The organism is Myxococcales bacterium, from assembly GCA_012517325.1.
In the GTDB taxonomy this organism is placed as follows: domain Bacteria; phylum Lernaellota; class Lernaellaia; order Lernaellales; family Lernaellaceae; genus JAAYVF01.
In genome coordinates this window covers 1-12,623 of sequence record JAAYVF010000060.1, presented here as the reverse complement: position 1 = coordinate 12,623, position 12,623 = coordinate 1, and the positions used below count along the sequence as shown (strand labels likewise).

At 60.6% G+C, this 12,623-nt stretch carries 13 protein-coding genes; 10 read left to right on the top strand and 3 right to left on the bottom strand.

Annotation, left to right across the window (positions count from 1 at the left end; translation table 11 throughout):
- The first annotated feature begins 61 nt into the window (after positions 1 to 61).
- The 10 genes from GX444_10540 to GX444_10495 all read left to right on the top strand — a co-directional run bounded on the left by GX444_10540 (position 62) and on the right by GX444_10495 (position 10,396).
- Positions 62 to 2,098: a hypothetical protein gene (locus GX444_10540; GenBank protein ID NLH49027.1), complete on the top strand. Its 2,037-nt coding sequence runs from the start codon at positions 62 to 64 to the stop codon at positions 2,096 to 2,098.
- Positions 2,099 to 2,170: 72 nt separating this feature from the next.
- Complete coding sequence (locus tag GX444_10535) at positions 2,171 to 2,503, top strand: cytochrome c3 family protein (GenBank protein NLH49026.1); 333 nt, start codon at positions 2,171 to 2,173, stop codon at positions 2,501 to 2,503.
- Positions 2,504 to 2,661: 158 nt separating this feature from the next.
- Complete coding sequence (locus GX444_10530) at positions 2,662 to 3,249, top strand: hypothetical protein (GenBank protein ID NLH49025.1); 588 nt, start codon at positions 2,662 to 2,664, stop codon at positions 3,247 to 3,249.
- Between the two features lie 213 nt (positions 3,250 to 3,462).
- A complete protein-coding gene (locus GX444_10525; protein ID NLH49024.1) occupies positions 3,463 to 4,059 on the top strand; it encodes a ribonuclease HII in 597 nt (198 codons plus the stop codon).
- Entirely contained in the window at positions 4,056 to 4,472 is a 417-nt protein-coding gene (locus GX444_10520) for a YraN family protein (GenBank protein ID NLH49023.1), read from the top strand. The genes GX444_10525 and GX444_10520 overlap by 4 nt, the downstream gene beginning before the upstream one ends.
- 1 nt (position 4,473) lies before the next feature.
- Positions 4,474 to 5,919 carry a HAMP domain-containing histidine kinase gene (locus GX444_10515; GenBank protein ID NLH49022.1) on the top strand — a complete coding sequence of 482 codons (1,446 nt, stop codon included), beginning with the start codon at positions 4,474 to 4,476 and terminating at the stop codon, positions 5,917 to 5,919.
- On the top strand, positions 5,916 to 7,295 hold the full coding sequence (locus GX444_10510) for a sigma-54-dependent Fis family transcriptional regulator (GenBank protein NLH49021.1): 1,380 nt from the start codon (positions 5,916 to 5,918) through the stop codon (positions 7,293 to 7,295). Before GX444_10515 ends, GX444_10510 begins: the two co-directional genes overlap by 4 nt.
- A gap of 6 nt (positions 7,296 to 7,301) precedes the next feature.
- The gene (locus tag GX444_10505; protein ID NLH49020.1) at positions 7,302 to 8,357 is read left to right on the top strand and encodes a hypothetical protein; all 1,056 of its coding nucleotides are present in this window, start codon (positions 7,302 to 7,304) and stop codon (positions 8,355 to 8,357) included.
- Positions 8,354 to 9,451, top strand: coding sequence for a hypothetical protein (locus tag GX444_10500; GenBank protein NLH49019.1), 1,098 nt, complete (start codon positions 8,354 to 8,356; stop codon positions 9,449 to 9,451). The genes GX444_10505 and GX444_10500 overlap by 4 nt, the downstream gene beginning before the upstream one ends.
- 165 nt (positions 9,452 to 9,616) lie before the next feature.
- Positions 9,617 to 10,396 carry a hypothetical protein gene (locus GX444_10495; GenBank protein ID NLH49018.1) on the top strand — a complete coding sequence of 260 codons (780 nt, stop codon included), beginning with the start codon at positions 9,617 to 9,619 and terminating at the stop codon, positions 10,394 to 10,396.
- 755 nt (positions 10,397 to 11,151) lie between these two features.
- On the opposite strand, the gene GX444_10490 is transcribed toward GX444_10495, so the two are convergent.
- The 3 genes from GX444_10490 to GX444_10480 all read right to left on the bottom strand — a co-directional run.
- On the bottom strand, positions 11,152 to 11,802 hold the full coding sequence (locus tag GX444_10490; protein NLH49017.1) for a hypothetical protein: 651 nt from the start codon (positions 11,800 to 11,802) through the stop codon (positions 11,152 to 11,154).
- A gap of 175 nt (positions 11,803 to 11,977) precedes the next feature.
- Positions 11,978 to 12,415, bottom strand: coding sequence for a hypothetical protein (locus GX444_10485; protein NLH49016.1), 438 nt, complete (start codon positions 12,413 to 12,415; stop codon positions 11,978 to 11,980).
- On the bottom strand, positions 12,408 to 12,623 hold a 216-nt coding region (locus GX444_10480), incomplete at its 5' end, for a recombinase family protein (GenBank protein NLH49015.1). The genes GX444_10485 and GX444_10480, both read right to left, overlap by 8 nt.

Genomic DNA, 12,623 nt, shown 5'->3' with positions numbered 1-12,623 from the left:
TTTTTGAGTACAGCCCCGTACCCTTCCAGCAATGTTTCACTCATCGAGAGGGCGAACCCGCATGCGGAAAACGGGCTTATTTTTAGGTGTTTACGCGATCCTTTGTGGAATCGTGTTGGCGCTCTTCACACCCGCCCACGCCTGGGGCCAGGCAGCGCCGCCTCCGAAGCCGACCGCCGCCGAATGCATGGGCTGTCACGACGGCACGATCGACGGCGCCGGACCGGAAGATCGCGCCGGTATGGTGGACGCGGTGCCGCCCGACTGGCGGCCGGCTTATCCCAAGGCGGACCCGGCGCGCGCCGGCGTGGCGATGAAAACCGATCTGGAAGCGCTGAAAAAATCCGTGCACGGCGCGGATTGCCTGCTGTGCCACGCCGACATCGCCAAACTCAATCACGCGGCCAAACTTTCCGGCGTGCATTGCGCCCAGTGCCACGACGACTCGGCCAAGGCCTACGAACGGTCGGCGCATTTCAGCGCCCGTCAGGCCGGCAATTCGCTGGGCCCCGTCTGCGCCGATTGCCACGGCGGACACGCGATTCTTTCCTCGACCGACGCGAATTCCCGTACCAACCGGGAGAAGATGGCGCAGAATTGCGGCGCCTGTCACGCCAAGGGCAAAATGCCCGACCAGCCCCGCAATCAGGCGTTCGACGAATGGGCGCAAAGCATTCACGCCCAGCGCAAGGACGGCAAGAAAATCAACGCCACCTGCAACGACTGCCACGACAGCCACGAAGCGCAAATCTACGGCGGCAAAACCGGCAAGGCCAATCTTGCCGAGAATTGCGGCAAGTGCCACCAAAAGGAACGGCAGGATTTCGAACTGAGCGTGCACGGCGCCGCGATCAAGCGCGGCAACTTGTCCAGCCCGACCTGCAACGATTGCCACGGCAGCCACAACATCCGCGCGGTCAAAGATAAAAACTCGCAGGTTTACGGTTACCGGAGCGTGGAAAACGTCTGCGGCGAATGCCACCAGGCCGAGCGGATCAACGATCGTTTCGGCATCCGCTCCACGACGCAAAGTTACACCGGCAGCTTCCACGGCCTGGCGATGAAAAAGGGCGACTTGCGCGCCGCCGGTTGCGCCAGTTGTCACGGCGCGCACGCCATTCTTTCCAGCGCCGATCCGCGCAGTTCCATCCACCCGAACAATCTCGTCGCCACGTGCGGCGCGTGCCACCCGGGAATCGGCAAAGGCGCGGCCGTGGGCAAGGTTCACCCGTCGATCGGCGAAAACGCCGGCACGATCGGCGAGAAGGTTCAGTACTGGGTCCGCTGGGCCTACCTCGCGCTGATCCCGTCGGTGCTCGGCTTCATGCTGTTGCACAACCTGCTCGACTGGCTGAAAAAAATTCGGGCGCACGTCCGGCGGATGAAAGCGATGGGCGAATATGATCGCCTGAGCCGGAACGAACGCTACCAACACCTCTTGCTGATGTTCAGTTTCAGCCTGTTGGTTATTTCCGGTTTCGCTCTGGTCTTCGGCTGGACGATTCCCGGTTTATCGGGCGAACTGAATGAGACGATCCGCGCCTACGTGCACCGCTTCGCCGCGATTTTGATGATCATCTGGGCGATTTATCATACCTATTGGGTGGCCTTGACCCGCCGCGGCCGGGGTTATTTCACGGGCATGTTGCCGAACATGAAAGACGCCTACGACATGGTTTACATGCTCGCCTACAACCTGGGCCTCTGGAAAAAGAAGCCAAAATTCGATCGTTTTTCCTATATCGAAAAGATGGAATATCTGGCGATGGTCTGGGGGACGGTGGTCATGGTGCTCACCGGCCTGATGTTGTGGTTCGAGGAATTATTCCTGAAATTCCTTCCACTTTGGGCCATTGACGTCGCCAATATCGTCCATTACATGGAAGCCATTCTCGCGACACTGGCCATCATCATCTGGCATTTCTATTCCGTATTGTGCAATCCGGATGTCGCGCCGATGGCCACGCACTGGCTGACCGGCAAAATGACCGAGGAGCAGATGGAGCACGAGCATCCGCTTGAACTGGAGCGGATCAAACGGGAAGCGGAAATCGCCCGCAGAAAAAGCGCTAGCCAAGCCGACTTGAATATGCAATAATGAATACCGGTATCGGGGATGCAACCCTTGCATTAGCAAGTCTGTATTGGTTTGTCGATAAAGGAGGAACACATGAAGAGAGCATTGGCAGGGATCATCGCGGTGGCCTTTGTCATGGCTATCGCCGGCGCGGCGCTGGCCGTCACCGACGTCATCGAGATGTCGAAGGGCGGCGCGGCCAAAGTGGTGAAGTTCACGCACAAGGCGCATGCCGGTTATGCCGCCAACGATTGCAAGAAATGCCACCACACCGGTCAAAACACCAATTGCAAAGGCTGCCATGACGCCACCGGCTCGAAAGCCAACGGTCTGAAAGGCAAAGACGCTTTCCACAAACAGTGCAAAGCTTGCCACACGGCCGCCGGCAAAGGCCCGACCTCTTGTGCGGGTTGCCACGCCGGTTGATTGATTTTTAGTTTTGCTAAAACCCGGGGCTTGTCCCCGGGTTTTTTTATAGGCGCGACCGACGTTTGCTTGGGCAAGACCTGGCGGGCGAATCCCACTTGCTGGCATGTCGGCCGAACCGCGATTATAATTCGGCGAAATCAGCTTGCAGGTAATCCATGATGAGAGCGATCCGGCTGGCGACGATTCTTATACTCGGCTGCGCGGCGGCGGCGTGGGCGACGCCGGCCGGCGAGAACTATTGGCTGTCGTTCGGGCCGTTTCTGACGGCCGCCGGGCAGTTCCTACCGGAAAAAGACGACATCTCCGACAGCACCGACGCCTATCTCGGCGGCGGGCTGGGCTGCGGCCACATTGGCGATTTTTCGTTCATGCTGCAGGCGGAGGGCGGTGCCATGCCGGTTTCCCAAACCGGCCAACTGCGCGGCGAGGCGCGGCTCGGCTTCAAGTATCTCACCCTGGGCCCGAGCTTCGCGGTGACGATCGGCAAGTTTTCGGTCGTCTCCATCGGCCCGGCGGTCGCGTTCGACTACCCCATCGAAACCGGCGCGACGCCACGCGAGGGCAAGGTTCATCTGGCGGGCGTTTTTTACCGGCTGGATGCGCCGGTGGGCGACAACGCCGAGGGCTTGCAATTGCGGCACCAGGTCGGTTTGCGATTTTTGTTCGATGTCCAGCTTTTCACTCAGCTATTCACCAGGCCCACCAAATCGTGGTGGGGCGGTTCCTGGCAAACCTTTCCTTAAAAATTCCTCGCCGGCGACTAGCGAATTTTTGACACCCGCCGCTAAAACCGGTAAGCTAACGGCATTCATGTGCCGATAACGGCCGGTAATTTTGGCGGAATCGGGTCCGCGGGCCGAAACCTCGAGCGAGGCCGGCCGCTCGTCGGCGGGGGAGGAAACGCGGGTTTGAATCAACCGGGCCTGGAACTGGAGCCCGCCGACCGGGTGGCGGACATGCTGTTGCACGAGCGGCTGTTGTGGCGGCGTCGTTTGTGCGTGGCGGGCATCGACGAGGCCGGCCGGGGTTGTCTGGCCGGACCGGTGGTGGCTGCGGCGGTCGTGCTGCCGCCGGACGCCGACCTGCCCGGCGTGACCGATTCCAAGCTGCTGACCGACCGGGAACGTCGCGAGCTGTTGCCGCGGATTCTTCGCGCCGCCCTGGGCGTCGGCGTCGGCGTGCGCAGCGCGCGGCGCATCGACCGGACGAACATCCTCGCGGAAACCAAACAGGCCATGCTGGCGGCGGTCGCGCATCTGCCGGTCCGGCCCGATTTTCTGTTGATCGACGGCAACCAGCGGCTGCCGACCGTGCTCGAACAGCGGACGATCGTGAAGGGCGATCGGTTGAGCCTGTCGATCGCCGCGGCGTCGATCGTCGCCAAGGTGACGCGCGACGACATCATGCTGCGGTTGCACGAACGCTTCGACGTTTATCATTGGCGCGAAAACAAGGGCTACGGCACGCCCGAGCACCTCGCCGCCCTGCGCCGGCACGGGCCGTGCTGCTTGCATCGGCAAACGTTTCATGGCGTCGGAAACGGCGAACCATGAGAGAATGGATCCGCCGCCTGTTGACCGGTTCGACCGGCGAAACGGCCGCCGCCGACGGGCGCGGGCAACGGGGACGGCAGGCCGAGGAGTTGGCTTGCCGCCATATTCGCCGGCGGGGCGGACGGGTGGCGGCGCGCAACTGGCGCTGCCCGGCGGGCGAGGTCGACCTGATCGTGGTCGATCGCCAGGCGCTGGCGTTCGTCGAGGTGAAAAGCCGCGCGGCGACGGAATTCGGCCGTCCGGCCGAGGCGGTGCATCGGCGCAAACGGCGCAAACTGGAGCAACTGGCCTTGTTGTATTGCCGGCAGCAAAAAATCGATCCGCCGGAGATCCGCTTCGATATTTTCGAAGTCGTCTGGTCGGAGCCGCCCGCCGTCGAATGGACGCGCGGCGCCTGGCTGGCGGGGGAATAAAATGGCGCGACGTTCGCTCCTGCGCCGCAGCATCCTGACCAAAATGCTGCTCATTACCCTGGCCCCGGCCACGCTGCTGCTGGCAGTGATCAGCGTCTATTTCTATTTCCAGGCCCGCACCAACCTCGAGGACGAGATGGGCCGGCGGCTGGTCGGCCTGGCGCGCAGCGCCGCGGCGGAAGTGGAGATTTCGCAGGTGCTGTTGTTCCAATTCGGCGACGAAAACGGTCATGCCTATCGCGGGCTGGTCGAGAAAATGCGCCGCCTGGCCCACGACAACGAGGCTTCGCGGATTTTCGTGACCCGCCTGGATCAGTCGATCCTTTTCGACACCGACGACCAAAGCCGCATCGGCCAGCAGATGTACCAATTGACCGGCCATCGCCGTGAACTCCGGCAGGTGCAGCAAGGCCTGGCGACCGCCTCGACCATGTTTCTGGCCCGGGACGGCTTGTTTTACAAAACGGGTTACGCGCCGCTACTGGTCGACGGCGCGCCGGTGGCGCTGGTCGGCGTCGACGCCGACGTGCGGTTTTTCGAGCCGCTACGCCGCGTCCGCCGCAACCTGTTCCTGTTCAGCCTGTTCGGCTTGCTGCTGTTCGCCCTGGCCGTGATCCTCTTCGCCCGCCGCCTGGTGCGCCCGTTGCGCCGCCTGGCCGGCATGGCGGCGCGCATCGGCGACGGCGATTACGGCTTGCCGATCGCGGAGGATACCGGCGACGAGATCGAGGTGCTGGCCGACACGCTCAACGACATGCGTCAGCGCATCGTGGAGCGCGACCGCTACCTGCAGATGATGCTGCGCGGCATCGCCCACGAGGTGCGCAATCCGCTCGGCGGCATGTCGCTGTATTGCGACATCCTCGGCGACGAATTGGGCTCCCGGCCGGACCTGGTGCCGCACGTCGACAAAATCCGGCAGGAGGTCAAATCCCTGGGGGCGGTCCTCAACGAGTTTCTCGACTTCACGCGCGAACAGACGCCCGATCCGAAAAAGGTGCCGCTGGACGAATTCATCACCGAATTGCTGCTGGTCTACGCGGGGATGGCCGAGCCGCTCGGCATCGCCCTGTACAAGCAGGTGGACGAGGCGATCCAGGAGGCCTACTTCGATCCGGACCTGGTGCGCCGGGCGTTACATAACCTGTTGCTCAATGCCATCCAGGCCATGCCCGAGGGCGGCAAGCTGACCGTGAGCGCGCACCTGCCGTCGGGGGAACTGCAAATCTGCGTGGCCGATTCGGGCAAGGGCATTCCGGAGGAGATCCGCGCCAACCTGTTCACGCCGTTTTTCACCACCAAGGAAAAAGGGACCGGTCTCGGCCTGCCGTTTGCAAGAAAAATCATGGAATCGCACGGCGGCCGGGTCGGGCTGGACAGCCGGGTCGGCGAAGGCACCCGCGTCTGTCTGGTGTTCCCGCAACCGCCGGTCGAGGAGAAGAAATGAGCCAGATACTGATCATCGACGACAACCAGACCATGCGCGAGGGCATGGCGGTCATCATCGCCAAACTGGGGCACAAGGCGTTCGCCGCCGGCAACGGGCCGGAGGGCCTGCAAATCTTCGAGATGAATCACATCGACCTGGTGCTGACCGATCTGCGCATGGAGGGCATGGACGGCCTCGAGGTGTTGGAGGAGGTCAAGTCGCGCAATCCCGATTGCGTCGTCATGCTGATCACCGCCTACGGCACCATCGAAACCGCGGTCGAGGCGATGCGCAAGGGCGCCTTCGATTTCATCACCAAGCCGTTCTCGCAGGACGAACTGCGCTTCCGGGTCGAAAAGGCGCTGGAACACCACCAGTTGGCCAAGGAGAAAAGCCGCCTCGAACACGAAAACGCCTACCTGCGCGAGGCCGAGCGCGCCGAATTTCGCCCCGAGGAGATGATCGGCAACTCGGAAAGCATGCGGCGCATCAAGGAAACGATCAAGAAAATCGCCGTCGGCGACTCCACCGTGTTCATCCACGGCGAAAGCGGCACCGGCAAGGAACTGATCGCCCGCGCGATTCACGAGGCCAGTTCGCGGGCCGAGGGGCCCTTCATCAAGCTCAACTGCGCGGCGCTTGCCGAGGGCGTACTGGAAAGCGAATTGTTCGGCCACGAAAAGGGCTCGTTCACCGGCGCCTACAAGCGGCGGCTGGGGCGGTTCGAACTGGCCGACAAAGGCACGCTGTTTCTCGACGAAATCGGCGACATCAGTCCGATGATCCAGTTGAAGCTGTTGCGGGTGATGCAGGAGCGCGAATTCGAGCGGGTCGGCGGCACGACGACGATCAAGGTCGACGTCCGCATGGTGACCGCCACGAACAAGGATCTGAAGGAAGAGATCAAGAAGGGTACGTTCCGCGAGGATCTGTATTACCGCATGCACATCATCCCGCTCGAGGTGCCGCCGCTCCGCGAACGGCTCGACGACCTGCCGCTCTTGATCCACCATTTCCTGACCAAGCTGGCGGCGCGCACGCGCAAGCAGATCCGCGCCCTCGACGACGCCGCCATGCGCCAACTCAGCGCCTACAGTTGGCCGGGAAACATCCGCGAACTGGAAAACGTCATCGAGCAGACGATGGTGCTCTGCGAGGGCGAAACGATCACCGCCGCCGATCTGCCCAGCTTCATCACCGGCGAATGCAAAGAGCCGTCGTGGCGCCCCGAATTGGGCAGCAAGCCGCTGCCCGAACTGCTCGACGACATCGAGCGGGATCTGGTCAAGGAAGCGTTCCGCCTGGCCGGCGGCGTGAAAACCGAAACGGCCCGGATTCTGGGCGTCAAGACCAGCGCCCTGTATTACAAACTCGAAAAATACGGATTGATCTGAACCCCGATGCAAAAGCGTTTTGCCGGAACCGATCGCCTTCGCCGCTGGCTTGCGGCGGCGTTCGCCTTGCTTTTCCTGGCGCTGGCCGGGCCGGCATTCGCCCAAGTCGAGCCGTTCGATCCGCCGACCGTCCGCCTGCTGAAGGCGCAGTACCAGCAATTGGTCGACGAATACCGCAGCCTCGTCGAAATGCAAAAATCACTACTGGGGCAGCAGGCGAAAATCGCCGACGAGATCGAAAGCATCCAGGAATCCAATCCGGGCCTGCTGGGCCGGCTGCGCCTCGAAAAACTGCTGGCCCGCAACCTCGAGCTTTCCAACCAACTCGGCGAGGTCGCCCAGCGCCTGTCGCAAAACGCGCTCGCCCGCCAGGCCAAGCGCGATGTCGTCTACCGCGCCTATACGGCGGAAATGGAGCTGGTCGTGCGCCAGTTGCGGGAAACGCCCGACCGCAAGGCCGCGACCGGGCTGGTGCACCGCTTCTACGTGCTCGAACAGAACCGCGCGCCGTGGTGGACCCAACTGTCGATCGAAAACGATTTCAGCGGGCTGGCGGTCGTCGAAAGCGAGAGCGACGGCCCCGACGAATTGCTTGCCAAGGCCGACATCCTGACCGACCTGGTCGGCAAGATCCGCCTGGCGAAGCGCGAGCTGGATCGCGAAATCCAGCGGTTGCAGCGGGAAGCCAAGCTGTCGCAGGAAATGAACCACATGGTCAAGGAAATGAACCTCTTCGAGGAAGGCACCAAATTCCTGCGCGAGACCACCAAGAGCAACGAACCCACTGTTTCGCCGCCGACCGAGGGCACCGAGGCCGGCACCCACGTGCCGCCGCTGACCCTCGAACCCGAAAAGCCGCCGGTCGGCGAGCGGGCGGCGCGATCGGTCGACGCCGACCTCCGGCGCTTGAAACACGAACGAGCCTTGCTCGACCGCCTGGAAAGCCAGTTTGCGGCCAAGGCGGACGAGTTGCGAAAAAAAGCCCGCGAGCTGCGCCGCCGCGAATCGTTCCGGCACGTGGACCCCGCGGACGAAAATCGTTGCGGATGGATGAGCACATGAAACCAAGACGCATCCGGCCTGGGGGGCGATGGTTGCTGCTCCTGTTCCTGGTCTGGCTCGCGGCGCCGCCGTGGGCCCGGGCCGGCGAGGTGGAGCTGAGCAATCGCGCGGCGATTTCGCTCGAGTACGACGACAACGTCTACAAGACCAACCGCGACCGGACGCTCGACGAACTGGGCCGGTTGTTCTACGACTTTGGTTTGCATTGGGCCATCACGCCGGCCAATCTCTTACTGACCAATTACCAGGTGGGGGGCAAACTCTATTTTCACGAGTCCGACGAAAGCGCCGTCATCAACCAGTTGCAACTGGGCTACACCAATTCGTCGCTTCCCACGGTCCAGATGGGAGTGCTCGGGTCGGTCAAGTTGCGCAACGTCGCCGACGCGCAGGAAGACTATTTGAAGTGGACCGGCCGGGCGTTCGCCGGCAAGACGTTTCTGCAAAGCCTGTACACCGGCGTGCACGCCGAGTACAGCGAGTTCGATTACCGCGGTTCGAGCTGGTACGACTACTGGACCCAGCTTTACGGCGCCGAGGCGCGCTACGATTACGAGCGCGTTTTCTCGGTCGGCCTGGGTTACGACTACGAAATCAAGACCTATCCGTATAAGGCGCTGAAGGACATCGGCGCGAGCGACATCGTTCTGGTGGAGGAGAACGATCTGCGCGTCGATCACCTGCACGAATTCAGCCTGAGCGGGCGCTATCAGAAGACCTTTTTCGAGACGCTGCCGTTCCTGGCCAATCTCACCTACACCTATCAGGTCAACGATTCCAACTCGTACGGCGACTCCTACAACAACCACCGCGTCATGCTGGGGCTGTCGCAGTACATCTTCCAGGATACCAGCGTGCATTTTCTGGGCGTGTTCCAGTTCCGGAACTCGGCCGAAAAGGTCTTGATCCCGCACAGCTACTCGATCGAGGAGGACGACGAGAACTACAACCAGATCGAGTTGCGGCTGACGCACGGCTTCAACGATTACCTGAGCCTGTTCGCCGGCTATCACCGGTATTGGAGCGATTCGTCCTTTGCCGATCTGAGCTTTACGAAAAACTTGTATGCCCTGGGTTTAACGGTTGATTTTTAGGCACGGAGTGCCGAATTCTTGAAAAAGCGTCACGGAAAGTTGACGAGCGAGGTTCCATGAGTGGCGTAACTGCCGATTATCGCGGCATTTTGGAAACGGCATGGAACTTGCTTTCTTATTTGATTGGTTGTAAAAACCCGTCTGGGTTTTGAAGGAGACGTTTCGGTGGCACGCGTATTTACATTCATTCTGCTCATTGCCGCCGTTCTTCTGCCCCTGGCTTGCGGCGATGACGGCGTAATTAAAGTCGGTTTCGACGAGGTGAACGAGAGCACCACGCCGCCCGAGGTGCAGGGCCGGGCATTGTTGGAAAACATGACCGAGCACAGCGGTATTTCGGTGGAACTCGAGGAAATCGACATCAACCTCATTACCGATGCCGAAGGCAAGTTTTCGCTGCTCAACGAACTGGCCGACGGCGAGTGGACCCTGCGCGCTTCCTATCCGTTCTTTTCCTCGAGCGAGCAGTCGTTCACGGTCGTCAAGGGAATCCCCGAAACCGAATTGGACAACATGGAGCTGACCCAGCAGATCGTCTTCGACGTGTTGCCCGACAAGCTGACCTACACCTACGGCGACACGGTTTTCATCACCCTCGAGGCGTTGAACGTCACGGACGAGCCGATCACGCTCTACTCGCTGACCAGCCCGATGGCGGCCTTCGCGGTGCGTTACGAGGGCACGACCGTCGTCGGCGGCCTGTTCCCGGGGCAGGGTTCCCAGGCGCAGGAAGTGACGCTTAATCCCGGCGAGGTGCAACAGTTCAGCCTGACCTGGATCATCGACAACTTCGACCTGGAACCGGGCGAATACAAGATTTTCGCCGTGCTGACCAACTCCGGCCTGTACCCCGATTACTTCTCGCCCAGCTCCGACCTCGCGGCCGAACTCAACGAGTCGCTCTTCCAGAAGCTCACCCCCGCCACGATCACCATCGGCGAATAGGGCGCTTCTCGCTTTAAAAATCTCCCCAGCCCCCGGCACAAAAGTGAAAGCCGACGGTCCGTCTTTCACCTTTTCGACACGACAATCTCCAATCGAATAATTTAGAAATCTCTCACCTTACTTGACAAACTAATTTTTTCTTGTACTCTACCATCTCAATCACGCCTTTGATTTTTCAACATCGATATTTGCGCGGAGCGAAACGAGACTCGGAGGAAGGTTCGACTCTTGTTTGCTCCACCACTTTCCCCTGAAAAGGACGGTCTCTCAGTTCTGTAGCCCCACCTCGGGGCGACTGCCGTTTGTGGCGTATAAGTGCAGGAAATAAAAGGATTTTCCAAGGTCCGCACCGCTCCGGGCGGCCTGCTCTGATCGGACTGACTCTCACCCCAAAACCCCTATTTTGCCCCCAAAAGGCCCCCTTTTCTCTCTCTTTCTCCATGTCGTTCGGACTTTGCCCATCAAGTCCGATCGCAAAGAAAATGTGGAATATCAATGGCTTGCGAGGCAGGCACGCTCTTTCCGAGAAACGCTTGGTTGGAGTAGCAAGCGGGACTGGCGTCGAAATGCGGTGCGCGAAGTCATGGCGTAAGCCGCTGATAATAAAGCGATATCTGGATTTTTACGCAGAATAGAGAAAGCGCGAAGCCGGAACGAGGATGGCGAAGATTATTTTACTTACGGAGCAACCCAGGCCGAGGCACCGCAAATTCGCCACTTTACGCCATAAAAATGCAATTAATAACCAGCTAAAGCTATTTATCCGAAATCGGCGGCTCCACGATGTCGTATTGAAGCACCCGTTTGTAGACCGCCGTGCTTGCAGGGTGTTCGCCCCACCCACCGCAGCGGTATTGAAATTCCGTATCACCCTTCTTGGAAACTGTCTTCACGGCTGTTTGAGCTTTCATGGGGTCCGTCCCGGCGGGTAGCGTTTCGATGCAGTCATGGTACGTTCCATCGTGATTCATGAGATAGCCGTCCACCACGCCTTTTTCGTCAGTCGGCCATACGCTCTCCAGCCAGACCCGGCCCAGGAGGCCGTTCTCGACTTTGTACCAGGTTTCGAAGACGAGGACCGAGTGATCCTTGAGGTGGACCACGTCGGCGAAATCCGCAGCGACGCAGACGCCTTCCACATCGGGAGACCCAGGTGCCTTATGGCTCTTGTAGCCTCCGTGAGTCTCCGTAGGAAACCCCGGCCCGCCCGTGTACCGGAGCTTGCCATCCACAGTAATCTCTACACGACCCGGACTCGCGATGTCGACGACGACCTTCTTTCCCAGGACCGTGAACTCCTTGGTCAGGTTGATGCCCGCCTTGGTCGAGGTGTCGGCGGCGAGTGCTGTCACCACGGTCAGTGCCAACACCACGCCGACCACGATGGAAAATTGCGCCCGTTTCATGGAAGTCCCCTCCGTGAAGTTGTTTGGTGCTTCGGCAGCCTCGATTCCTTCTTGTAAGGATCATAGCATATTTCCCACATTCGGAGGAGACTCATGTCACAATGTGTCATGTCACAATGCCGGGAATGGCTCTTGGTAAGGGCCAGAAGCAGAGTCGCGATTGGAGATGGATATTTTACAACGCTTTTTCGGGGAATCCGAAAGCCCGCCGCTGGTCTTCCCAAAGCTCCGGTGGTTGGCGACGAGTGAGCGTGGTGAGTGACAATCCAGACGGCTCGTTACCGTCCAGAATTGCCTCGATGATGTCGGGCGCAAGCAGCGTGAGATCGAGCATGCGGCTCACGTAGGAGCCGTCCACTTTGTTCGCCCGCGCGATCTCGGCGATGGACTTGGCCTTCCCTGACTCCAGCAGATCGCGCCAGATGTGGCCGCGCACGACGGCCATGACCAAGGCGTTCTGCGCCTGCTGCTTCGTCGGCGTCTTCCCCTCGTATTCCTGCGGCACGATGATTTCCTTGCGACCGCCGCGCCGTTTGAAGGTCATGGGGATGTGAACGACGATGCAGTCGCCGTCACGCCGGATCGTCGGTTTGCCGGGCGGTGTGTTAATCATTGGCGCACTCCTTCTCTTCCAGTTCGGTCGCCAGGGCATTCAAGCCATCGGGCCGGAAGCGTACCTCGATGCCGTCCTCGGCCAGCACCACGCGCTCGATCAGCAACTGCACGATCCGCGCTTGCTCGGCGGGGAATAACTCGTCCCAGAGCGGGTCCAGTTGGCGCAGAGCATCGGCGACTGTGGATTCCTCGATGACGTGCTTGCG